Source organism: Variovorax sp. R-27 (assembly GCF_049913215.1).
Classification (GTDB): domain Bacteria; phylum Pseudomonadota; class Gammaproteobacteria; order Burkholderiales; family Burkholderiaceae_C; genus Variovorax.
Genome location: NZ_CP183984.1, coordinates 2586579 through 2609532 on the forward strand (window position 1 = coordinate 2586579; position 22954 = coordinate 2609532).

Here is a 22954-nt window from a genome sequence, read left to right on the forward strand (position 1 = left end):
TTTTACCCATCGGGGCTGCAAAAATTTGCAAGCCGCCGCTAAGCTCGGACACATGCAACTACCTACCTACGACGACGTCATCGCCGCGGCCGCGCGGCTCGAAGGCCACGCCCACCGCACGCCGGTGCTGCGTTCCACCACCGCCAACGAGCGCTGGGGCGCCGAGTTCTTCTTCAAGTGCGAGAACTTCCAGCGCATGGGCGCGTTCAAGTTCCGTGGCGCGTTCAATGCGCTGTCGAAGTTCGACGCCACGCAGCGCAAGGGCGGCGTGATCGCGTTCTCGTCGGGCAACCATGCGCAGGCCATTGCGCTGTCGGCGCGCCTGCTGTCGATGCCGGCCGTGATCGTGATGCCGAAAGACGCACCGGCCGCCAAAGTCGCCGCCACCAAGGGCTACGGCGCCGAAGTGGTGATGTACGACCGTTTCACCGAAGACCGTGAGGCGCTCACCAAGAAGCTGGCGCAGGAGCGCGGCATGACGATGATTCCGCCCTATGACCACCCCGACGTGCTGACGGGGCAGGGCACGGCGGTGAAGGAGCTGATCGAGGAAACCGGGCCGCTCGACCACCTGTTCGTGTGCCTGGGCGGCGGCGGGCTGCTGTCGGGCTCGGCGCTGTCGGCGCGTGCGCTGGCGCCTGATTGCAAGGTCTACGGCGTGGAGCCCGAGGCGGGCAACGACGGCCAGCAGTCGTTTCGCGCGGGGAAGATCGTGCACATCGAAACGCCGAAGACCATTGCCGATGGCGCGCAGACGCAGCATCTGGGCGAGTACACCTTCGGCATCATCAAGCGCGACGTGGACGACATCTTCACCGTTACCGACGAGCAGCTCGTCGATGCGATGCGCTTCTTTGCCGAGCGCATGAAGATGGTGGTGGAGCCGACCGGCTGCCTCGCCTTCGCGGGTGCGATTGCAGCGGGCAAGGCGATTGCCGGCAAGCGCGTGGGCATCGTGATCAGCGGCGGCAACGTCGACCTGTCGCGCTACGCGACCTTCCTCGCGCCGCAGACATAAGGCTTCAGGCCGTGCGCAGCGAACCGAAGAGCCCTTCGGTTTCGTCCTGCGGCCCGGCCGTGAAGTACAGCGCATTGCTGTCGCCGAGCGCCACGCCATTGCCGAACTGCAGGCCCCAGAGGCCGGCGATGGACACGGGCCGGTCCTGCGCATCGCGCAAGTCGTCCACATACTGGCCGCTGGCCGGATCGAAAGCGCAGATGCGGCCCGCCCCGCCGAAATTGCCGACCAGCAGCAAGCCCGACAGCGCGCCGAAGTCAGCGGGCGCAATGGCCACGCCCCAGGGCGCGTTGAGCCGGCCGTCATCCGCATAGACGCGCAGCAGACGACCATCCAGATCGAATTCGGCGAGCCTGCCGCGCGAGGGGCGATTGCCCGTTGCGGCTTCGGCCGCGGCATCCAGCGCATCTTCCTCGCCGGCGTGGAAGGCATGCGCTTCGGCTGGGCCGGCCTGGCTGATCGCATACAGCACGAACACTCGGTCCCGGGTTCCGTCGTTCACCACCTGGATGTTGAAAGGCACTGGGTCGCCCGGCCGTGCCGCGCCTGCCGGTCCGCTCGCGAAGGGGTTGGCGAAGCCCTGCGTCGGCACCAACTGCCACTGCGCGTCCAGTGTGCGTATCTGCGGTTGCGCGCCGAAGTCGGCCAGCCACAGCCGGTCCCAGCGGCCGGTGTGAATGGCGGCGCCGAAGAAGGCCATGCCCTGATCGGCACCGTTGAAGACCTCCACGGCCGGGCCGTCCATGCGCACGATGGCGCCGCTGTCTGCATCGCGCTCGGTCCAGGCGCTGACGCTACCGCTGTCGGTGACGAAGACGAAGCGCGCCGAACCGTCCAGCGTGCGCTCGCCGGCCGGCTGGCCTTGCACCCGGAACAGGTCCGAAGTCAGGGCCGCGCCGTTGAACACGACGCCGGTGACCTTGCCTGCGCTGTCGTCGCTCGTGCTGGCATCCGAGCCCGGTACGGTCACTTCGCGCAGGCCGTCTTGGTGCAGTGCGCGCAATGCCGGGTCGGCCGAACGCGTGACGTCGCCGAGGTATTGCCAGGAGATGCCACCGCCGCCAACCCAGAAATGGCCGCCGGCACCGGCCGGGCGGATGGCGATGCCCCAGCCGTTGATGAATTCCGGCTCCGTGAAGGAAGCGCCGTAGCGGGTGTGGCTGGCCAGCAAATTGGCCTGGCGGTATCGGTTGACAGCGGCGCTATTGCTGCTGCCGCTGTTGCCGCCACCACAGGCGGCCGGCGCTGATGAACATTGGTTGGCAGCGGTGTCGTTGCCCCCGCCACAGGCGATTAGCGCCGATGAAGCGAGCGTGCCTAGAACGAAGTTTCTTCTGTCGAGCATGAGTGATCCCCCTGATTGCATTGCAAAGCCGTTTTATGAATTGGCTGAGCACGCGGGACCACCATGCCTTTGAAGCAGATGAACTGCAGGCGTCGGTGTGTTCGCAGGTGGCTTGGCTACGGGCCGTCGAATGCTATGAGCACCCGTCTTGGAGGTTCAAAAATCCGGCTCTGTTTCTGCCAACTTTTGCCGGACTTGGCGATGGCATTGGGCGTAGCCAGGAAGTCTCAGGTGGCGATGCCGTCGGCGCGCAGATGCAGCAGGCGGTCCGCGCGGGCGGCCGCGCTCTCCGAGTGCGTCACCAGCACCAGCGACGCACCATGCTCGCGGGTCTGGCCGATCAGTAGCTCCATCACCTTCGCGGCAGTGGTCGGGTCGAGGTTGCCCGTGGGCTCGTCGGCCAGCAGCAGGGCGGGGCGGTGCACCAGCGCACGTGCAATCGCCACGCGCTGCAACTGGCCGCCCGACAGCGTCTGCGGCAGCCGCGCGCCCATGCCGGGCAGGCCCACCGCTTCGAGCATGTGGGCGACGCGGCCGTCGTTGTCCTTCTGCTGGCCCAGCAGCATCAGCGGCAGCGATACGTTCTGCGCCACGTCGAGGTGCGGCAGCACATGGAAGGCCTGGAACACGAAGCCCACGTGGCGCCGCCGCCAGAGCGCGCAGGCTTCGCCGTCGAGCGCGCCGATGTCGGTGCCGTCGTGCGTCACCGTGCCCTGGTCCCAGCTGTCGAGGCCGGCCATGCAGTTGAGCAGCGTCGACTTGCCGACGCCCGATTCGCCCACGATGGCGACGAATTCGCCGGGCTCGACGCCCAACGTCACGTTCTCGAAGACAGGCGCATCGCCGTAGTGCTTGCCGAGGTTGGAAATGCGCAGCGTCATCCGGATTGAGTGGTCTTGGCGATCAGTTGAACGGCGGTCTGCACCGCGTCGGGGGCGTCGCAGGCGATCACGGTGCGTTGCGGCATGCTGCGCAGCCAGGTGATCTGCCGCTTGGCAAGCTGGCGCGTGGCGGCAATGCCGCGTTCGCGCAGATCGGCGATGGCTTTGGCGTCGGGCGCTGCGTCGCCGCAGGCGTCGAGTGTTTCCCATGCCTGCCGGTAGCCGACGCAGCGCATCGAGGGCAGGTCGGTCGACAGGTCGCCGCGCGCACGCAGGGCGCGTACTTCGTCGAGGAAGCCGGCTGCCAGCATCGCATCGAAGCGCTCGGCGATGCGCCCGTGCAGCCAGGCGCGGTCGGTCGGTTCGAGCGAGAACAGCACGCCGCCTTCGACTGCGCTGGCAGTCTTGTTGTCGCTCGCATGAAAGCTCGACAGCGGCTGGCCGCTGCTCTCCCACACTTCGAGCGCGCGCTGGATGCGCTGGCTGTCCTGCGGCGCCAGCCGCGCGGCCGTGATCGGGTCGACCTGCGCGAGCCGCGCGTGCATGGCGGGCCAGCCGAGCGTGGCGGCATCGGCGTCGATGCGCGCGCGCACCGCGGCATCGGCCGCGGGCATGGCGTCTATGCCGTCGAACAGCGCCTTGAAATACAGCATGGTGCCGCCCACCAGCAGCGGCAGCGCGCCGCGTGCGCGAATCTCGCCGATGAGCCGCGTGGCATCGGCCACGAAGGCGGCCGCGCTGTAGCTGTCGCGCGCATCGAGGATGTCGATCAGGTGATGCGGCGCGGCAGCCTGCTCGGCGGCCGTGGGCTTGGCGGTGCCGATGTCCATGCCGCGGTAGACCAGTGCCGAGTCGACGCTGATGATTTCGACCGGCTGCAGCCGCGCCAGCGCCAATGCGGCGGCCGTCTTGCCCGAGGCGGTGGGGCCGGCAAGCGCCACGTAGCGCGGCGGACCGGAACGCGCAGCGGCGGGCGATGCCGGGGGAGCGGCCTCGGCGGCCGGTGCGGAGCTGGGAAACATGATGCGCCGAGGGTAGCAAATGGCGCGCGCCGGTCTGCAGCGCGGGTCTTGCTCAGGTCGTTTCCCGCATCCGCTTGATGTCGCGCAGCGGCGGCGCCCCAAACAGACGGGCGTATTCGCGGCTGAACTGCGAGGCGCTTTCGTATCCCACGCGCACTCCTGCGGTGCCCGCATCGATGCCCTGGTTCAGCATCAGTTGCCGGGCCTCTTGCAGACGCAGCTGCTTCAGGTATTGCATGGGACTCATGCCCGCCACGGCACGGAAGTGCTGCCGGAACGTCGATGGACTCATATGCACGGAAGCGGCCAGTTCGTCCGCCAGCACAGGCTGCGTGAAATTCATCTTGAGCCAGGCCATGCTCTGCGCCACCTGCTGGCCTGGAGAGCCGACTGCCACGAGGCGCTGCAACTGCTGGCTATGGCGCCCGGCGAGCAGGCGAACGGCGATTTCCTGCTGAAGCAGTGGAGCGATCTGGGGAATCAGCCTGGGCTCGGCCAGCAGCTCGACGAGCCGCGTCACCGTGCCGAGCAGTGTCGCATCGAGATCGCCGAGCGACATGGCTCGATAGCTGTAGTCCTTTGTTGGTTGGGGCAACGCCATCTCGGCTGCCGCCTGCACGATGGCGCGAGAGTCGAGCTTGAGCATGATGCCCAGAAAAGGCCGCGCGGCACTGGCCTGGGTGACATGCGCCACGACGGGAAGGTCAGCCGTGGTCAGCAGCGATTGCCCAGCGGCGTAGTCGAAGAATTCCTCGCCGAGCGCAACCCGCTTCTGCCCACTGACAGTGATGCCCACACCAAAGCCATAGATGCAATGAACAGGCTCGGTCGTGGCGCTGCGACGGTGGAGCGAGAGTTCGGGAATGGCGGTGATGAAGTCGCCGTCATTTTTGACAATGCTTCCGACCGCTTTGGCCAGGCCGCCTAGGACGGCCGATTCGCTTTGCTGCGTCAGCTGCGGCGCTTCCATTTGAATCCTTTCGGGGTGCTCCGGCAAAGTCTAGCTCGCGCATTTCGCTCGGTCCGCATTTCTGGCGCAGTCTCATCGTTTCAGGCAAGAACACGCGCGCTTTCGGCAAACGGGTCGACGGTTCCTGGGCAGACACTGGCACCAACCGAAAGGAACATTCCCATGACCGACAAGAAAATCTGGTTCATCACCGGCGCAGGCCGGGGCCTGGGCGTCGACATCGCCAGGGCAGCGCTGGCCGCAGGCCACGCCGTCGTGGCCACTGGCCGCGACCCCGCGAAGGTGGCTGCGGCCATCGGCCCCCATGCAGACCTGTTGAGCGTCAAGCTTGATGTCACCCGCCTCGACGACGCACAGGCCGCAGTGGAGGCCGCCATCGCGAAGTTCGGGCGCATCGACGTCCTGGTCAACAACGCGGGCAACTTCTACGCCGGCTTCTTCGAGGAGCTGAGCCCCGAGCAGGTCCGCAACCAGATCGAGACGCTGCTGTTCGGCCCGATGAACGTCACCCGCGCCGTGCTGCCGATGATGCGCAAGCAGCGCTCGGGCCTGTTGCTCACCATCTCTTCGACTGCGGGGATTGCCGGCGGAATGTTCTGCACTGCCTATGCCGCGGCAAAGTTTGGCGTCGAAGGATGGATGGAGTCGCTTGCCCCTGAGCTTGCCCCCTTCGGCATACGCACCATGCTGGTGGAGCCGGGCTTCTTTCGCACCGAGCTGCTCACCGCCGGTTCGACCACTTTCGCCGAGCCGAACATCGACGACTACGCGGAGCGCACCAGGGAGACCGTTGCCGCCTGGAGCAGCATGAGCGGCAAGCAGGGCGGCGACCCCGCCAAGCTCGCCGACGCCATCGTGCGGCTTGCCGCGCTCGAAGAGCCGCCGGCCCGGTTCGCCGCAGGTGCCGATGCCGTGCAGACCTTCGAAGCCAAGGCCAACGCGCTGCTTGCGCAGGCGGGCGCCCATCGCGGCCTGTCCACGTCTCTTGCCCACGACGACCGGGGACAGCAATGACCAACGGCACCGCAGCTGTCCAGCGTTCCTTTGCCGCTTCCCTCGTCGTGGCGCTGGGTATTGGCGTGGGCGTCGTCGCGTGGCCGGCACGCGCAGTGGCCAGCCAGGCGCTGGCGCAGAAGTACGCGTGCGTCGCATGCCACCAGCCCGCGGCCAAGGTAGTGGGCCCGTCCTGGAAAGACATCGGGGCAAGGTACGGCGAAGGAAAGGGAACGGCCGCGCAGCTGGCTGCAAGCATCAAGGCCGGCAGCTCGGGAAAGTGGGGCCCGATGCCGATGCCGCCGCAAACCCAGATCCCCGATGCCGACGTGCAGTCGCTCGCGCAATGGGTGCTCGACGGGGCCAAGTGAATCCGATCCAACCTACTACCTAGGAAGAACCGAACATGAGCGTGCTCCACATCAACGGCCGTGAACACACGGTCGACGCCGACCCCGGCACTCCCATCCTCTGGGCCCTGCGCGACACGCTGGGCATGACCGGCACCAAGTTCGGCTGCGGCGCGGCGCTGTGCGGCGCCTGCACCGTGCATCTGGACGACCAGGCCATCCGCTCGTGCATCACACCCATCTCGGCCGCCGAGGGCAAGAAGATCACCACCATCGAAGCAACGACCAGCGGCAGCGATCGGGTCGGCGCAGCCGTGCACACCGCATGGGTCAAGCACGACGTGGCGCAATGCGGCTACTGCCAGAGCGGCCAGATCATGAGCGCGACGGCCTTCCTCAAATCGCTGCCGCGAGGCAAGCAGCCCAGCGCGGAGGAGATCGATTCGGCCATGGTCGGCAACATCTGTCGCTGCGGCACCTACGCCCGCATTCGCGCCGCCGTGGCCGATGCGGCCAAGACCCTCGCTTGAAGGAGCCGCCATGCTGCCCAACATCGACTACCGCGAACTGCCGCGCGCCATGCAGCGCCTGATGGCCCAAGGTCTGACCGGCGAAGCTGCCACGCTGCCTCGCCGCAGCTTCCTGAAGATGGCCGGGGCTGGCGGCCTCGCGCTCGGCGCCTTTCCTCACCTGGCCATGGCGCAGGCCGACGGTGCGGCGCAGGCGGCTGGCGCGCTCAAGCCGACGCAGCAGCCATCGGCCTTCGTGCAGATCGCTTCCAACGGCGAAGTCACGGTGACCATCAACCGGCTGGAATTCGGCCAGGGTGTGCAGACCGGCTTGCCAATGATCCTGGCCGAGGAACTCGACGCGGACTGGGCCCTGGTGCGCAGCCGCAATGGCTCGAACGACGCCGCCTACGTCGATCCGCTCTTCGGCATCAACATGACCGGCGGCTCCCACTCGATCAAGAACAGCTTCACGCAGTACCGCGAACTGGGTGCCCGTGCCCGGGCCATGCTGCTGTCGGCGGCAGCGGCGCGCTGGAAGGCCGACGTGGCCACGCTGCGCACGCAGGCCGGCATGGTGCTCGGCCCGGGCGGCCGCAAGCTGGGCTACGGAGAGTTGGCTGAAGCTGCCATGGCCCTGCCGGTGCCGGAGAAGGTCACGCTGAAGAATCCCAAGGACTTCCGGATCATCGGCCGTCCGACCACGCGCCTGGACGCGCGCGCCAAGAGCAGCGGGCGCCAGGACTTCGGCATCGACGTGCGGCATCCGGGCCAACTCACGGCAGTCGTGGCTCATCCGCCGGTGTTCGGCGCTCGCCTGGCCTCGGTGGACGACAGCGCGGCGCGCGCCGTCAAGGGCGTGAAGGCCGTGCTGCGCGTGCCGCTGGACCGCGGCGCCGAAGGCGTAGCCGTGGTGGCCGATGGCTACTGGCCCGCCAAGCTGGGCCGCGACGCGCTGAAGCTGCAGTGGGACACGGCCTCCGTCGAGAAGGTGGACACCGAAAAGCAACTGGCGCAGTACCGCGAGTTGGCCGGCCGCCCAGGCTCACGCAAGTTCGACGCCGACATGGCACCGCTGGCCACCGCGCCTCGCCAACTGGAAGCCGAGTTCGTCTTCCCCTATCTCGCTCACGCACCCATGGAGCCGCTGAACTGCACCGTCAAGCTGTCGAATGGGCGCGCCGAGCTTTGGGTCGGCACCCAGTGCGCCGGGCTGGACGCTGCCGCCGCCGCGCGCGTGCTGAGCCTCAAGCCCGAGCAGGTGACGGTGCATGTGCAGATGGCGGGCGGCGGCTTCGGCCGGCGTTTCGTGGGCACCAGCGACTTCGTGGTCGAGGCCTGCGAGATCGCCAAGGCCGCGCGTGCCGCCGGCTTCGACGTGCCGGTGCGCCTGCTGTGGAGCCGCGAAGACGACATCAAGGGCGGCTACTACCGCCCCATGCATCTGCACCGCGCACGCATCGGCTTCGACGAGCGCGGCAGGATCCTGGCGTGGGACCACGTCATCGTCGGCCAGTCGATCACCACGGGCACGGTGTTCGGGCAATTCCAGGTGAAGGACGGCATCGACGCCACGGCCACGGAGGGCATGCGCGATCCGTACCCGCTGCCGATGCGCCTGACGGTGCATCACCCCCAGGTCAACGTGCCTGTGCTGTGGTGGCGCAGCGTGGGTTCCACCCACACCGCCTTCGTGATGGAGACCCTGATCGACGAAATCGCCCGCAGCACGAAGCAGGACCCGGTGGCCTATCGGATGCAGCTCTTCGCAGACAAGCACCCACGCCACCGCGCTGCGCTGCAACTGGCCGTGGACAAGAGCGGCTACGGCAAGAAGCAGCTGCCGGACGGTCGTGCCTGGGGCGTAGCCGTGCACGAGTCATTCGACTCCGTGGTGGCCTATGTGGTGGAAGCTTCGGTGAAGGACGGCCAGCCGGTGCTGCATCGCGTCACCAGCGGCGTGCACTGCAACCTGGCGGTCAACCCGCGCAGTGTGGAGGCGCAAGTGCAGGGGGCGGCGGTGATGGGACTGTCGACGTGCCTGTCCGGCGGTGCGATCACGTTGAAGGACGGCGTCGTGCAGCAGAGCAACTTCGGCGATTTCACCGTAGCCCGAATCACCAACATGCCGGAGTTCGATATCCACATCGTGCCCAGCGCCGATGCGCCCACCGGCATGGGCGAGCCCGGCCTGCCTCCACTGGCGCCTGCGTTCGCCAACGCCATTGCACGGCTGACGGGCAAGCCCTTGCGTCAGCTGCCCTTCAACCTGGCTTGACGACGGGGCGCGCGGACGAAACCTAGATGGCGGCCGGTGCCGGCGCGCGCACCTCGCCCCGCACATCCTGCGGCGCAAGCGCGGCGGAGGGCGGCGCAAGCCGTGGCTGCGGCCGGTTCGCCGCGCCGCCATTGCTGGCGACCATGCTCTCCGGCTTCATGCGGAACAGCTGCGTCAGCGCCGCGCGGTACTGCGCCTCGCCGATCGAATTGGTGTTGTGGTGCGAACCACCCTCGACCAGCACGAACAGCTTGGGCACGGTGGCCGCGTCATACAGCTTGCGGCCCAGCGTCGGGTTGATGAGGCTGTCGGCCGTGCCATGCACTACCAGCAGCGGCGAGCCGATGTCCTTGACCGTGTTGATCGCTTCGAATCGCTGCGTGATGAACGGGCCGAAGGGCAGCCAGCCCCACTTGAAGCCGCTGACCACGTCGGCGATCGAGGTGAAGGTGCTCTCGACGATGGTGCCGCTCTCGTCGTTCACATGCGCCGCCAGGTCGATGCCGATGGCGCCGCCGAGCGAGTGACCGAAGATGTAGCGGTGCTGTTTGGGGTGGCGCGCGGCCAGCCAAGTCCAGGCGGCGCGGGCGTCTTCGCGGGCCGACTCTTCCGAGGGCAGGCCCTTGGAGCTCTTGCCGAAGCCGCGGTAGTCGATGGCCAGCACCGAGAAGCCCAGTTCGTGCATGCGCTGGATGCGCGGCGCCGAGCCGGCCACGTTGTAACGGGCACCGTGCAGGTACAGCATCACGGGGGTGTCGGTGGTTTCGGGCGCGCCGCCCAGCCACAGGCCGTGCAGGCGAGCGGGCTCACCGGTGAGGGAAGACTGGAAATCGATCCACACGTCTTCCATGCCCTGGGTCATGGAGGCGGTGTTGCCCCAGCTGCGGTCGCTGGGCTGGAAGATCCATTCGCGTTGCTGTTCGTCGAGCGTCGAGCAACCGGCTGCCAGCAGGGCACAAAGCGAGAGGACAGACGCGAGGAGGGTCCAGCGTTTCATCATGGGGTTGAGGGACAGCGAAGTCGGCGGAAAAGTTCACCTGCTTTCACCTTGGTGCGCCGACACTGCACCTTGGTAACCCCCCGAAACAACGCTCACAGGCGCTTTACCGAGCCTATGCAACGTGCGTGCCCGCAATCCCGATGACTGCGGAAAACCCTAGAAAAAAGGCTTAAAGCGCCGATTTGCCCTATCGGCCGCGCATGAACAGCGAATCCAGCTCGCGAACCGACAGCTGGCGCCAGGTCGGCCGGCCGTGGTTGCACTGGTCCGAACGTTCTGTTGCTTCCATCTGACGTAACAGTGCGTTCATCTCGTCGATGGTGAGCTTGCGGTTGGCCCGCACCGCCCCGTGGCAGGCCATGGTGGACAGCAATTCGTTCTGGGCGCGCTGAACCACCGTGCTCGCGTCGTGCTGGCCCAGTTCGGCCAGTACGCTGCGCGCCAGCTCCACCGGATCGCCGTCGGCCAGCGTTCCGGGCACGGCGCGCACCGCTAGCGTGCGTGCCGAGAAGGGAGTTATTTCCAGGCCCAGCGTCGGCAGCACCTCGGCGCAGGCCTCGGCCGTGGCCACTTCCTGCGGCGTGGCCGCGAAAGTGGCCGGAATCAGCAGCGGCTGGCTGCTGATGGACGCACCGTCGAGCTGCGTCTTGAGCCGCTCGTAGACGATGCGCTCGTGCGCCGCGTGCATGTCGACGATCACGAGGCCCTGGCTGTTCTCGGCCAGGATGTAGATGCCCTGCAGCTGGGCCAGCGCGCGGCCCAGCGGCCAGGCTTGTTCGTTGGTGGCGAGGGCGGCAGCCTCCGTGTTTGCCGCGGCCACGGGCAGCCCGACAGGGGCCTGGAACGTTGCCGCCGCCGCACTGGCCTGGGGCCAAAGAGACGATGCGGTCGATTCCGCCGCGTGCTGCGCCGGCTGCTCGCTGCGCCGGGGCCACATCGCCTCGAAATCGCCGGCGCCGCGCTCCTGCGATGTGAAATTGATGGCGGGCTGAGCCCAGCTGGCGTTCGACGGCAGCGGGGTCTGCTTGAAAAATGGCTGCGGTGCCGCACCCGCTGGCGCGACTGCATCTCCGGCACGCGGGGCGGCCAGCGCGTCCTCGATGGCATGGCGCACCGCTTGGTGCACCTCGCGCCCGTCGCGAAAGCGCACCTCGATCTTGGTCGGGTGCACGTTCACGTCGACCCGCGCCGGATCGATCTCCAGGTACAGCGCGTAAATCGGCTGGCGCTGGCCGTGCAGCACATCTTCGTACGCGCTGCGCACCGCATGCGACAGCACCTTGTCGCGCACGAAGCGGCCATTGACGTAGAAGAACTGCTGGTCGCCACGCGAGCGCGCCGCATCCGGAATGCCGGCACGGCCGACCACGCGCACCGGGCCGCCTTCGCGATAGACGGCCACGCTCTGCGCCACGAACTCGTCGCTCAGCGCATCGGCCAGCCGCTGCTCGCGCGTGGTGGCGGCGCGCCACTGCTCGACCAGCTTGCCGTCGTGCCACACCGCAAAGCCCACCTCGGGCCGCGCCAGCGCATGACGGCGCACCGCCTCGATGCAATGGGCCAGCTCGGTGGCGTCGGTCTTCAGAAACTTGCGGCGCGCGGGTGTTGCAAAGAACAGTTCGCGCACCTCGACTGTGGTGCCGGTGGAGCGGGCCACCGGCCGCAGCTCGCCGGTGCGTCCGTCGAGCGCGAAGGCCGTGTCGGAGCCAGTGAAGCGCGAAAGAATGCTGAGCTCGGCAATCGCATTGATGGCGGCCAGCGCCTCGCCGCGAAAGCCCATCGTGCCGACCGTCTCGAGGTCGTTGAGGCTGGCGATCTTGCTGGTTGCGTGGCGGCGCAGGGCCACCGTGAGTTCCTCGCGCGGAATGCCGAGGCCGTCGTCTTCCACCGAGATCAGCCGCACGCCACCCGAGGCCAGCCGCACCGTGATCTGGCTGGCGCCCGCGTCGAGCGCGTTGTCCAGCAACTCGCGCACCACCGATGCGGGGCGCTCGACGACTTCACCGGCGGCGATCTGGCTGATCAGTTCGTCGGGAAGTTCGCGGATCGGTCGGCGTTCGGAAGGGGTGATGGAAGTGGGGAGGGCGCTCACCGGGGCATTCTAAAAGCCGTGTCGTTTTCAGCGCGGCATCAGGGTGTTCGACGGCAGCGTCTCGTCCAGCAGCTTGCGCGCCGTCTCGACACCCGCCACCGGCAGCAGCTTCGCATCGAGCAGGCCCACCTGCACCAGCACGCTGGCCTGATCCCAGTAGATGTGCTCGTGATAGAGCTTGTCGCCGCGGAACTTGATGACCGCGAGCAGCGGCACTTCCACGCGCTTGCCCGTCGGCGCCACGCCCGGGAGCATCCACGGGATTTCGGTGGTGTGGGTGAAGCAGAACAGCATCTCGTCGACCACCTGCGTGGCGCCCACCGTGCGCGAGATCGGCACCAGCGCGGTGTCGGGCGGATTGCTGTTCACGAAGTGATTCGTATAGAACGCATGCAGCGCCTTGTAGCCCACGCCGCCGGTCATGGTCGGGATGTGGTTGACGTACGGCTCGGCCACCATGGTCGACATGGTGTCGTCGACGTTGCGGGTGGCGAACTCGTATTCGCAGTGCTTGTCCCACAGCGCCGAGAGGTCGTAGTGCGGGCCGATGGCGTCCTTCAGCGTGGCGATGCTGCGCTCGTGCGCCATCAGCGCCGAGGGCTTGTGGAAGTGCTCGCCGCCGGCGCGTGCGAAGGCGTGGTCCATGCCGGGGTACACGTACAGCGAGACACCGGGCCGGCCCCGGAGCGTGGCGACGATGCGGTCGCGCGCCTCGGGTGAGCAGAACTTGTCGAGCTCTGCGATGTGCAGTGTGAGCGGGCGCTTGATCTTGTCGGCTTCGTCGAGTGCGGCGTCGATGCCCACGCCGTAGTAGCCGACGGCGACGTCTGCATCGGTGCGGCAGGCCGCCAGGTAGGCCAGCTTGCCGCCCAGGCAGAAGCCGAGCACGCCGACCTTCTTCGAAGGCACCTCGGCGCGGCCGCGCAGCGCATCGATGGCGGTCTGCATGTCCTCCATACCCTTGGCCTCGTCGAAACCGCCGTAGAGCGCGAAGGCGCGTTGCCAGTCGGCTTCGCTGTAGCCCAGCTCCACGTTCGGCTCCTGGCGCCAGAACAGGTCGGGCACGAGCACCACGTAGCCCTCCTCGGCGTAGTAGTCGGCCACCTCGCGCATCGTGTGATTGATGCCGAAGATTTCCTGCGCGATCACCAGGCCCGGGCCGGTGCCGGCTTCGGGCAAGGCGAGGTAGCCGCGGAAGGTGCCGCTGCCGTCGGCGGCTTTCATCTGGATGTACTGGCCTGTCATCGTGTGTTTCTCCGGGTGGGGTAAGTAAGTCTTATGGCTACTGCAGTTGCTTGAACATGACGAAGGCATCCACGAAGCCATGCTGCGGATGCCTGAACGCGCCAGGCAGTGTGCCGACGATGGCAAAGCCCAGCTTGCGCCAGAGGCGCACCGCGCCTTCGTTGGTGGACACCACGAAGTTGAACTGCATCGCGCGAAAGCCCATGCGCACGGCCTCCTGCTGCGAGTGTTCGCACAGCGCCGAGGCCACGCCCAGGCCGCGCGCGGCCTCGGACACCACGTAGCCGCAGTTGCTCACGTGCGAGCCGTGCCCGGGCTGGTTGGCCTTGATGACGTAGGTGCCGAGCACCGCACCCTGCGCGTCGCAGGCCACGAAAGTGGCGGCGGGCAGGTTCATCCACACATGACGGGCCTCGGCTTCGGTGACGTCGGTCGCGAAGGTGTAGGTGTCGCCGCGGCGGAAGGTGGGTTCGAGCACGGACCAGATGGCCGGCCAGTCTGCGTCGGTGGCAGCGCGTATGTGCAGCATGGGGTGATTCACAGGGCGTTCGGTTTCAACAAGGATAATCCGCGGCCATGGAAATCATCAGCTTTCTCGTCGACTTCATCCTTCACGTCGACAAACACCTCGAGGCCTTTGTCATTGCCTATGGCCCCTGGGTCTATGCCTTGCTGTTCCTCATCGTCTTCGTCGAGACCGGTGCGGTGGTGATGCCGTTCCTGCCCGGTGACTCGCTGCTCTTCATCGTTGGCGCACTGTGCGGCGCGGGGCTCATGAACTTCCCGCTCGCCTGCGGGGTCCTGATTGCGGCGGCCATTCTGGGCGACCAGTGCAACTACTCGATCGGCCGCTACTTCGGGCCGAAGGTGTTCCAGTGGGAGAACTCGCGCTTCTTCAACCGCAAGGCCTTCGACCAGGCCCACAGCTTCTACGAGCGCTACGGCGGCATCACGATCATTCTTGCGCGCTTCATGCCGTTCATTCGCACTTTCGCGCCCTTCGTGGCCGGCGTGGCCGAGATGAGCCGCGCGAAGTTCACCATGTTCAACGTGGTGGGCGGGCTGATCTGGGTGCTGGGCATTGCAACAGCGGGTTACTTCTTCGGCAATCTGCCGTTCGTGCGCCAGCATCTCGACAAGATCATCTGGGCGCTGATCTTCGTGCCGGGGCTGCTCGCGATTTTCGGCGCATGGCGCGCCTCGAAGGCCGAGAAGGCACGCGAGGCGCAGGCCTCGCAGGCCTGACGACTGCCTGGCCGATCAACCAGCAAAAAAGCGCGCCACTGGCGCGCTTTTTCGTTCAGGCCGTATCTCAGTAGTTCGGGCCGTTGCTCGGGTAGTAGCCGCTGCCTTGCGGATAGCGCTGCTGGTTGTAGTAGTTGCGTTCGTCGGCATTGCGGCCGACCTGGTTGCCGATGATGCCGCCGATGGCCGCGCCACCCACCGTGCTTGCAGTGTTGCCGCCGATGGCGTGACCCACCAGCGCGCCCCCGACGGCGCCCACACCAGTCCCGAGGTTCTGGTTAGGGCCGCTCGCGCAGCCTGCAATCGTCATGACCGAAGTGGCTGCGAATGCAGCGATCCAGAGACGTGTGTTCATGATGTCCACCTTTCGAGGAGTGATGAGTCATCATGTCCAGAAGGCCGGTGGCATCTGTGTAGGAGCCTGCCGCGCCTGCCTGTGCGGACTCGTGGGCCGCACGGCGTGGGACAGCAGTGCACGCTTTGGCTTTACAAAGTCGCGCGGCCGATCAGAGTTGCCGGCTGCGCGCCAGTGGCGGGTTCTGCGCAAAGTAGCGCTGGATGCCGCGCATCAGCGCGTCGGCCAGGTTCTCCTGGTAGTCGACGCGGCGCAGGTTGGCTTCTTCTTCCGGATTGCTGATGAAGGCTGTCTCCACCAGCACGCTCGGGATGTCCGGCGCCTTCAGCACCGCGAAGCCGGCCTGTTCGACCTGGCCCTTGTGCAGCCGCGCGCCGATGTTCTTGATCTCGCCGAGCATCGCGCCGCCGAGCTTCAGGCTGTCGTTGATCTGAGCGGTGGTGCTCATGTCGAGCAGGGCACGCTGCACCTGCGCTTCGTGGCCGCCGACGTTCACGCCGCCGACCTTGTCGGCATCGTTTTCCTTGTTGGCCATCCAGCGTGCCGCGCTGCTCGACGCGCCGCTCTGGCTCAGCGCGAACACGCTGGCGCCGCGCGCGGCGGGCGTGGTGAAGGCGTCGGCATGGATGCTCACGAACAGGTCGGCCTGCACGCGCCGCGCCTTCTGCACGCGCACGCCCAGCGGCACGAAGAAGTCGGCGTCGCGCGTGAGAAAGGCGCGCATCGGGCTGCCGTTCACGCTGCTCGCGTTGATGCGCTCGCGCAGCCGGTGCGCCACCTGCAGCACGATGTCTTTCTCGCGCGTGCCGTTGGGGCCGATGGCGCCGGGGTCTTCACCGCCGTGGCCGGGGTCGAGCGCCACGATGATGATGCGGTCGGTGCGGCTGGCCGTGGCGGCGGTGCTGCTGCTGCCGCCGCGTGCGGCAGCCACCGGGGGAGGGGGCACCACGGGCCTGACGGGCGCGGTGCCCACCACGGGCGGTGGCGGCGTGATTAGCACGGGCGGCGGCGTCTGCGGGCCGGGGCGCATCGACTGTTGCGCCATCAACTCGCCGAGCGGATCGGCCGCAGGTGCGGCCGGGGCCGAGGGCACGATGCCGGCCACGGCCGGGGCGTTGTTCGTGTTGCTGCCGCTGCCCGCGCGAGGCGCATCGCGCAGGCGCTCGGCAATCAGCGCTTCCATCGGGTCGATCGCCTGCTCGGGGTACAGGTCGAGCACCAGCCGGTGCTTGTACGCGGCCACGGGCGCGAGCGAGAACACCTGCGGCACCACGGCCTGCTTCAGGTCGAACACGATGCGCACCACCTTCGGCGCGTTCTGCCCGACGCGCAGGCCGTTGATGAACGGGTCGCCCGGCTTGATCTTGCCGACCAGCTCGCGCAGTTCGGGGCTGAGGTCGATGCCCTCGATGTCGACGGCAAGCCGCGGCGGGCTGCCCACCACGAGCTGCTGCGAGTTGAGGCGGGCATCGGACTCGATGGTCACGCGCGTGTAGTCGGCTGCGGGCCACACGCGCACGGCGAGGATGGTGGCGCCGCGGGCGATCTGGTGCACGCCGAGCATCAGCGCGATGCTGCCGCCTTGCAGCAGCACGCGCCGTTTCAGGCCGGTCGCCTTCATGCGGCGATGCGCGCCAGCAGATCGCTGCCGCGAGGGGTGTTCGCGAGGAGGGTCACGCTGCGTGTGTCGTCAGTCATTGCTTCTATTTTAATAGCGAGGTCGGCAACCGGTGTGCGGCCCGCGGCGTTCTCTGGCCATTCGGCCAGCTTGAGGCCCGGTCCCGCGAAGATGTCGCGGAAGCCGGCGTCGTCCCATTCGCGCGGATCGGCGAAGCGGTAGAAGTCGAAATGGAAGATCTGCAGGCCGTCGGGCGCCTCGTGGGGCTCGACCACCGCGTAGGTGGGGCTCTTGATGCGCCCCGCGATGCCGAGCGCGCGCAGCAGGTGTCGAACGAAAGTGGTCTTGCCGGCGCCAAGGTCGCCTTGCAGCGCGATGAAGGCATCGCGCAATGCGGGCGAGGACGCGAGGGCCAGCGCGAAAGCGTCGGTGTCGTCCTCGCTGCGCCAGCGCAGGGTGCGGGCGTTCTGGGTCGTTTCTACAATCGGCAAGTGATCGTCAGCCATCCACTCGTTGTTCGTATTCAGGCTTTGGCCCGGGAACTCGGATTCTCCCAAATCGGAATCGCGGGCGTCGATTTATCGAGCGCCGAGGCCGGTCTGATGCAATGGCTGGCCCATGGGTTCCATGGCGAGATGCAATACATGGAAACACACGGCACGCGCCGCGCCCGTCCGGCCGAGCTGGTGCCGGGCACGGTGAGCGTGATCACCGCGCGCATGGACTACCTGCCGCGCAGCACGCAGCCCGAGTGGCAGGCCATCGAGTTCGACCGCCTCACGCGGCCCGGCGAGGCCATCGTGTCGGTCTATGCGCGGGGCCGCGACTATCACAAGGTGCTGCGCAACCGGCTCGCCAAGCTGGCCGAGCGCATTGCCGAAGAGGTCGGCCCCTTCGGCCACCGCGCCTTCACCGACTCGGCCCCCGTGCTCGAAGCCGAGCTGGCATCGCGCAGCGGGCAGGGCTGGCGCGGCAAGCACACGCTGGTGCTCGACCGCGACGCGGGCTCGATGTTCTTCCTTGGCGAGATCTACGTCGACATGGAACTGCCGCCGAGCGAGCCCGTCACGGCACATTGCGGCAGCTGCAGTGCCTGCATCGACATCTGCCCGACGCAGGCCATCATCGCGCCGCAGCGGCTGGATGCGCGGCGCTGCATCTCCTACCTGACCATCGAGCATGGCGGGCCGATCCCGCTGGAACTGCGCCCGCTGATGGGCAACCGCATCTACGGCTGCGACGACTGCCAGCTGATCTGCCCCTGGAACAAGTTCGCGAAGAAGAGCGAGCTGCCCGACTTCGATGCGCGCGAAGGGCTCACGGGGCGCACGCTGGCCGAGCTTTTTGCGTGGACCGAAGAAGACTTCCTGCGCCGCACCGAAGGCAGCCCGATCCGCCGCATCGGGCATGAGCGCTGGCTGCGCAACATCGCCGTGGCGCTGGGCAATGCGGCGCGAGCGGGCGAGGGCGATGCGCAGGAGGCACTGGCGACGCGGGCCGAACACCCAAGCGAACTCGTGCGCGAGCATGTCGCGTGGGGCCTGGCGCAGCGGGCCACGAGCTGACGCTTCAGGCCGGAAGGATCTCGCGCACGCGCCCCCATGGCCGGCACATCAGCGTGCCGCGCGGCGAAACCACGATGGGCCGCTGCAGCAGGATGGGGTGCTCGACGATGGCGTCGAACAGCTGGTCGTCGGTCCACTTCGAATCGGCCAGCTTCAGTTCTTCGTACGGTGCTTCCTTGGTGCGCAGCAGTTCGCGCGCGCCCATGCCCATCGCCTTCGCGAGCTCGCGCAACTTCTTCTTCGGGGGCGGCGTTTCCAGGTACAGGACGATCTCGGGCTCCACGCCGCTTTCGCGGATCAACGTCAGCACGTTGCGCGAGGTGCTGCAGTTGGGCTTGTGGTAGATGGTCATCGGGTAGACGGTGGTCGGTGTGCGTACGGTCATGGTGTCGATGATAGAAAACAGGACTCAGCCTCCCGGAGCGCTCGGGTCCATGGTGAAGGGAAAGCGCGCAGCCCAGAACTCCGCCAGCCGAGGGTCGGCATCCACGCGGCGCACCACCCGGGCCATGCGCGGCGCTACGCGGTAGAAGCGCCTGCGGCCCGGCGTCCAGCGCGACATCACGGTCACGTACAGGTCGAGCATGCTCAGCTTCTCCCCCAGAAGGTAAGGCGCGGGCTCGTCGATCTGCGTGTCCATCAGGTGCCAGCAGTGCGCGATGCGCTCGGCAGAGCGTTCGAGCATCGCGGCTTGCGCGGCGGGGTCGGGCACGAGGCGCTGCGGGTCGTCGCGCACCCAGAACAGCGAGTAGATGGCCGCCGGCAGGTAGACCATCCAGCGCAGGTAGCGCGAGCGCAGCGGGTCGTCGGGTGCGGGGCAGAGCCCGGCTTGCGGATAACGGTCGCCGAGCCAGATCAGGATGGCCGCGCTTTCGGTCATCACCTCGCCCGAAGGCAGCACCAGCGCGGGCACCTGGCGCATCGGGTTGACGCCCGACACGCGCTCGCGCTCGGCATCGCTCTCCCACGTGGCGACGTCGACGGTATCGACCTGCGCGCCGATCAGCGTCAGCGCGGCATGTATCGGCGTGGCGCCCGAGCCAGGGGCGCCGTAGAGGGTGTAGCGGTCTTCGCGGGCGGATGATGAAGAGCTCATCCGCCCAGATTACTGCAGGCCTGCGCCTGTTGTCACGCAGCGGCCAGCAGCGCGTCGACCTTCTTCAGCCCTTCGAGCGTCTTGAAGCAGGCCTCGGCCACTTCCGTGCCCTTGACCGCGAAGTGGCGGTGGAAGTACTTGCGATGCTCCACATGCTCGTGGAAGTGATGCGGCGTGAGCACGGCCGAGAAGATCGGCACGTCGGTTTCCAGCTGCAGCGACATCAGCGTGCTGACCACCGTGTTCGCGACGAACTCGTGGCGGTAGATGCCGCCGTCGACCACCAGCGCGCAGCCGATGATGGCCGCGTACTTGCCCGAGTTGGCGAGCCGCTTGGCATGCAGCGGAATCTCGAAGGCACCGGGCACGTCGAAGATGTCGATGAGCTCGCGCGCCACGCCGAGCCGGTCCATTTCTTCGAGAAAGGCGTCGCGTGCCTGGTGGACGATGTCGGAATGCCACTGCGCCTCGACGAATGCGATGCGCTCGCCGCGCGGGGAACCCGACGCGGTAACGGCAGAAAGGGGAAGGTCGTTGATCTGACTCATGGTGTGCCTCTTGAAAGCAGGTTTCCTGAATCAGGGCGCACGAAACCGCAAGGCTACCTGCGCGCACGGCAAAGCAATGCGCGCGGGCGAGCCCGCATTTCGCGCTCTCTTTCATCCGGACTGTGACCGTCGGCTTCGGAATCGCACCGAAATCTGCTGACCCTGAAACTTGTTGCAAGCTCCAGGCGCTCGCGGGCTTGTGCGGCTTTTTTCAGAAGAGCCACCATTACCGCCGGTGGGGAATTGCACCCCGCCCTGAGAACGCTTGCCGCCCGGCGAACCGGACAGCGGGGGCGATTCTAGGAGCCCATCGCCGTACGGACCTGTCGCCCGCGTGGCAGACCTTCGCTCGAGCGGGGATTTTCTTCAGAAACGATACGTGGCGGCCGCAGTCACTGTACGGCGCTGGCCGTAGAAGCAGTCGCCGCGCGCCAGGCAGGTGGTGATCTGCACCTTGTCGGTCAGGTTGCCCACGTTGAGCGACAGGCGCAGTGGGCCGTTGTCCCAGGCGACCATCGCATCCAGCAGCGTGACAGAGGGCACGGGGTTGGCGTCCATGCCGTCCCATGACTTGCCGAGGTAGCGCACGCCGCCGCCCACCGAGAAACCCGACACGCCGCCGATCGTGAAGCGGCGCATCAGCCAGGCCGAGGCCGTGTGCTTCGGCACGCCCGAGATGCGCTTGCCCAGGTCGGCTCCGTTGCTGCGCGACACGCGCGCGTCGGTGTAGGCGTACGAGGCGATCCAGTCCCAGTCGCGCCCGATGCTGCCCTTGTACTCGAGCTCCAGGCCCTTCACGTGCACCTCGCCGAGCTGGATGCTGTTGAGCGGGTTGGCCGGGTCGGTGGTCTTGCGATTGGTGTCGCGCAGGTCGTACACCGCCGCCATGAACGAGGTGCGCTGGCCTTCGGGCTCCCACTTCACGCCAGCCTCCCACTGCTTGCCGCGCTGCGGCTTGAAGGGCGTGTTGTTCACGTCCGCGCCGCCCAGCGGCAGGAAGGACTCGGCATAGCTCAGGTACGGCGCCCAGCCGCCGTCGGCCAGGTAGACGATGCCGGCGCGCTTGGTGGTGGCCTTGTCGTCGACCGCCACCGCGGGGCGGCCCTCGGTGTCGGTGGTGGCCTTGTCGTGGCGCAGGCCGAGCAGGCCGATCCAGCGGCCGTACTTGACCTGGTCCTGCACGTAGATGCCGGCCTGCTTCTGCAGCACCGCAGGCTGCCGCGTGAGGAAGGTGGGCGCCGTGTAGTTGCCGTACACCGGCGCATACACATCGAGCGCGCCCGCGCGGCCGCGGCCGGTGAGCTGCGAGGTCTCGTTGCGCTGGAAGTCCGCGCCGACGAGCAGCGTGTGCTCCACCGCGCCGGTCTTGAAGTGCGCCTCGGCCTGGTTGTCGATCAGCAGCATCTTGCCGCCGTTGAGCTGCACCACCAGGTCGCGCTCGATGGTGCGCTGGTCGGCGTTGAACACCGGTCGCGCCGGGCGACCGGTGAGCCGGTTGGCCGTGAAGCTGGTGTAGGAGGAGTTGTAGACCACCTTGCTCTCGGTCGAGCGCAGGTTCTGCCTGAAGGTCCAGGTGTCGTTGAAGCGGTGGCTGAACAGGTAGCCCAGCGAGGTGTTGCGCGTATCGTAGCGGTCGAAGCCCGGCTCGCCGGTGAAGGTCGAGGTGGGAATCTGGCCGTACAGCGACGGCAGCAGCGTGCCCTGCCATGGGAAGAAGCCGATCAGCGAGCCGCTCTTGTCCTTCTGGTAGAGCGCCTGCAGCGTGAGCGAGGTGTCGGCGTTCGGGCGCCAGGTGAGCGAGGGCGCCAGCAGGATGCGGTCGTCGGGCACATGGTCGACCTGCGTGCCGCTGTCGCGGTTCACGGCCACCAGGCGATAGAGCCACTTGCCTTCGGTGTCGAGCGGACCGGTGAAGTCGGCCGCCACCTGCTTGCGGTTGTGGCTGCCCAGCTGCACCTGCACCTCGCGCTGTTGCTCGGCCTGCGGCCGCTTCGACATCAGGTTCAGCACGCCGCCGATGCCGCCCTGGCCGTAGAGCACGGAAGAGGGCCCGCGCAGCAGCTCGACGCGCTCCAGCATGTACGGATCTACGCGCGTGGTGTTGTAGGTGCCGTAGCTGCGCTGCAGCCCGTCGAGGTACTGGATGGCGTCGCCGCCGCGCACCTTGAACGAGTCGACGCGGCTGTCGAAGTAGCTCGACACCACGCCGGCCGTGTAGTTGGTGGTCTCGCGCAGCGTGAGCGCGCCCTGCGCCTCCATCTGGTCGCGCGTGACCACCGAGATTGCCTGCGGCGTTTCGATCAGCGGCGTGTCGGTCTTGGTTGCCGAGCTTCCGCGCTTCGCGACGAAGCCGGTCACCGGGCCGGTTGCGGTCTCGCCCGAATCGCCCGATACGGTGACGGTGGGCAGTGCCCTGCGGGGCTCGCCGGCTTCGTCTTTTTCTTCGGCATAGGCCGGTACGGCGGCGCTCAGCGCCACGGCGGTGGCCGCGAGCGTGGCGCGGCGGGTGTGTGAAAGGTGCCACGTCGGGCGGCGATGCTTCTTCGATGTCATGTGCAGCTTCTCCTGAGTCCTGCGGTAAGGGGAGTGGCTGCGGCGCGCAGCGGGGCGTGCCATGGCTTCTCGGATTCGGTTCAATCCGGACGAGCGCTACCGGCGGCTCGCTCAATTAATCAATCAAGGCTGGCGGCCGGTGGGTGTTGTAGGTTTTTCTTGCGTCGTCGGGGGGAGCAGCCGTTGCGGCTGCGGTCTTCGTTCCTTCGAAGACGGCTGGCGGCCCGTTGCGGGCGGCTGGCTGAGGCCGCGCGATTATAGGAAGAAAGGT

Annotated in this window: 22 protein-coding genes and 1 riboswitch; of the genes, 7 read left to right on the forward strand and 15 right to left on the reverse strand. The window is 67.4% G+C overall.

Annotated elements, in window-relative coordinates:
• Nucleotides 1-52 precede the first annotated feature (52 nt).
• Nucleotides 53-1018, forward strand: coding sequence for a threo-3-hydroxy-L-aspartate ammonia-lyase (locus ACN9MV_RS11990; protein ID WP_426392368.1), 966 nt, complete (start codon nt 53-55; stop codon nt 1016-1018).
• Nucleotides 1019-1022: 4 nt separating this feature from the next.
• Here ACN9MV_RS11990 and ACN9MV_RS11995 read toward each other — a convergent pair whose 3' ends face one another.
• The 4 genes from ACN9MV_RS11995 to ACN9MV_RS12010 form a co-directional block, all read right to left on the reverse strand.
• Complete coding sequence (locus ACN9MV_RS11995; RefSeq protein WP_426392370.1) at nt 1023-2363, reverse strand: TIGR03118 family protein; 1341 nt, start codon at nt 2361-2363, stop codon at nt 1023-1025.
• 227 nt (nt 2364-2590) lie between these two features.
• Nucleotides 2591-3244: an ABC transporter ATP-binding protein gene (locus ACN9MV_RS12000; RefSeq protein WP_093057810.1), complete on the reverse strand. Its 654-nt coding sequence runs from the start codon at nt 3242-3244 to the stop codon at nt 2591-2593.
• Nucleotides 3241-4266, reverse strand: coding sequence for a tRNA (adenosine(37)-N6)-dimethylallyltransferase MiaA (gene miaA / locus ACN9MV_RS12005; RefSeq protein ID WP_426392372.1), 1026 nt, complete (start codon nt 4264-4266; stop codon nt 3241-3243). Before miaA ends, ACN9MV_RS12000 begins: the two co-directional genes overlap by 4 nt.
• Before the next feature lie 52 nt (nt 4267-4318).
• On the reverse strand, nt 4319-5236 hold the full coding sequence (locus tag ACN9MV_RS12010) for an AraC family transcriptional regulator N-terminal domain-containing protein (RefSeq protein ID WP_426392374.1): 918 nt from the start codon (nt 5234-5236) through the stop codon (nt 4319-4321).
• A 162-nt stretch (nt 5237-5398) separates the two neighbouring features.
• Between ACN9MV_RS12010 and ACN9MV_RS12015 the strand changes: the two genes are divergently transcribed.
• The 4 genes from ACN9MV_RS12015 to ACN9MV_RS12030 are packed head-to-tail and all read left to right on the forward strand — an operon-like array spanning nt 5399 to nt 9366.
• The gene (locus ACN9MV_RS12015; protein ID WP_426392375.1) at nt 5399-6250 is read left to right on the forward strand and encodes an SDR family oxidoreductase; all 852 of its coding nucleotides are present in this window, start codon (nt 5399-5401) and stop codon (nt 6248-6250) included.
• On the forward strand, nt 6247-6600 hold the full coding sequence (locus ACN9MV_RS12020; protein ID WP_426392377.1) for a c-type cytochrome: 354 nt from the start codon (nt 6247-6249) through the stop codon (nt 6598-6600). The genes ACN9MV_RS12015 and ACN9MV_RS12020 overlap by 4 nt, the downstream gene beginning before the upstream one ends.
• A gap of 35 nt (nt 6601-6635) precedes the next feature.
• Nucleotides 6636-7109: a (2Fe-2S)-binding protein gene (locus ACN9MV_RS12025; RefSeq protein WP_093079993.1), complete on the forward strand. Its 474-nt coding sequence runs from the start codon at nt 6636-6638 to the stop codon at nt 7107-7109.
• A gap of 10 nt (nt 7110-7119) precedes the next feature.
• Nucleotides 7120-9366 carry a molybdopterin cofactor-binding domain-containing protein gene (locus tag ACN9MV_RS12030; RefSeq protein WP_426392379.1) on the forward strand — a complete coding sequence of 749 codons (2247 nt, stop codon included), beginning with the start codon at nt 7120-7122 and terminating at the stop codon, nt 9364-9366.
• Nucleotides 9367-9388: 22 nt separating this feature from the next.
• Here the strand turns inward: ACN9MV_RS12030 and ACN9MV_RS12035 are convergent, their stop codons facing one another.
• From ACN9MV_RS12035 to ACN9MV_RS12050, 4 genes are all read right to left on the reverse strand, one after another.
• Nucleotides 9389-10366, reverse strand: coding sequence for an alpha/beta hydrolase (locus tag ACN9MV_RS12035; protein ID WP_093079998.1), 978 nt, complete (start codon nt 10364-10366; stop codon nt 9389-9391).
• A 187-nt stretch (nt 10367-10553) separates the two neighbouring features.
• Nucleotides 10554-12458: a DNA mismatch repair endonuclease MutL gene (gene mutL / locus ACN9MV_RS12040; RefSeq protein ID WP_426392381.1), complete on the reverse strand. Its 1905-nt coding sequence runs from the start codon at nt 12456-12458 to the stop codon at nt 10554-10556.
• Nucleotides 12459-12485: 27 nt separating this feature from the next.
• The gene (locus ACN9MV_RS12045) at nt 12486-13703 is read right to left on the reverse strand and encodes a dienelactone hydrolase family protein (RefSeq protein ID WP_426392383.1); all 1218 of its coding nucleotides are present in this window, start codon (nt 13701-13703) and stop codon (nt 12486-12488) included.
• A gap of 37 nt (nt 13704-13740) precedes the next feature.
• Nucleotides 13741-14232: a GNAT family N-acetyltransferase gene (locus ACN9MV_RS12050; protein WP_426392384.1), complete on the reverse strand. Its 492-nt coding sequence runs from the start codon at nt 14230-14232 to the stop codon at nt 13741-13743.
• Between the two features lie 47 nt (nt 14233-14279).
• On the opposite strand from ACN9MV_RS12050, the gene ACN9MV_RS12055 reads away from it, so the two are divergent.
• Complete coding sequence (locus ACN9MV_RS12055; protein ID WP_426392385.1) at nt 14280-14948, forward strand: DedA family protein; 669 nt, start codon at nt 14280-14282, stop codon at nt 14946-14948.
• 67 nt (nt 14949-15015) lie between these two features.
• Here ACN9MV_RS12055 and ACN9MV_RS12060 read toward each other — a convergent pair whose 3' ends face one another.
• From ACN9MV_RS12060 to tsaE, 3 genes are all read right to left on the reverse strand, one after another.
• On the reverse strand, nt 15016-15303 hold the full coding sequence (locus tag ACN9MV_RS12060) for a glycine zipper domain-containing protein (protein ID WP_093057920.1): 288 nt from the start codon (nt 15301-15303) through the stop codon (nt 15016-15018).
• 151 nt (nt 15304-15454) lie between these two features.
• The gene (locus ACN9MV_RS12065) at nt 15455-16924 is read right to left on the reverse strand and encodes an N-acetylmuramoyl-L-alanine amidase (RefSeq protein ID WP_426392387.1); all 1470 of its coding nucleotides are present in this window, start codon (nt 16922-16924) and stop codon (nt 15455-15457) included.
• Entirely contained in the window at nt 16921-17427 is a 507-nt protein-coding gene (gene tsaE / locus ACN9MV_RS12070; RefSeq protein WP_093057918.1) for a tRNA (adenosine(37)-N6)-threonylcarbamoyltransferase complex ATPase subunit type 1 TsaE, read from the reverse strand. The genes ACN9MV_RS12065 and tsaE overlap by 4 nt, the downstream gene beginning before the upstream one ends.
• Between tsaE and queG the strand changes: the two genes are divergently transcribed.
• Entirely contained in the window at nt 17413-18486 is a 1074-nt protein-coding gene (gene queG, locus ACN9MV_RS12075) for a tRNA epoxyqueuosine(34) reductase QueG (protein WP_179830456.1), read from the forward strand. The two genes, tsaE and queG, sit on opposite strands and share 15 nt — an antisense overlap.
• Nucleotides 18487-18490: 4 nt before the next feature.
• On the opposite strand, the gene arsC is transcribed toward queG, so the two are convergent.
• From arsC to ACN9MV_RS12095, 4 genes are all read right to left on the reverse strand, one after another.
• The gene (gene arsC, locus ACN9MV_RS12080) at nt 18491-18871 is read right to left on the reverse strand and encodes an arsenate reductase (glutaredoxin) (RefSeq protein ID WP_093057799.1); all 381 of its coding nucleotides are present in this window, start codon (nt 18869-18871) and stop codon (nt 18491-18493) included.
• A 24-nt stretch (nt 18872-18895) separates the two neighbouring features.
• On the reverse strand, nt 18896-19582 hold the full coding sequence (locus ACN9MV_RS12085) for a glutathione S-transferase family protein (RefSeq protein WP_426392389.1): 687 nt from the start codon (nt 19580-19582) through the stop codon (nt 18896-18898).
• Nucleotides 19583-19614: 32 nt separating this feature from the next.
• Nucleotides 19615-20130 carry a 6,7-dimethyl-8-ribityllumazine synthase gene (locus ACN9MV_RS12090; RefSeq protein WP_093057797.1) on the reverse strand — a complete coding sequence of 172 codons (516 nt, stop codon included), beginning with the start codon at nt 20128-20130 and terminating at the stop codon, nt 19615-19617.
• Nucleotides 20131-20229: 99 nt separating this feature from the next.
• Nucleotides 20230-20397, reverse strand: a riboswitch (FMN riboswitch).
• Nucleotides 20398-20496: 99 nt separating this feature from the next.
• Nucleotides 20497-22683: a TonB-dependent siderophore receptor gene (locus tag ACN9MV_RS12095; RefSeq protein ID WP_426392390.1), complete on the reverse strand. Its 2187-nt coding sequence runs from the start codon at nt 22681-22683 to the stop codon at nt 20497-20499.
• Nucleotides 22684-22954: the final 271 nt, after the last annotated feature.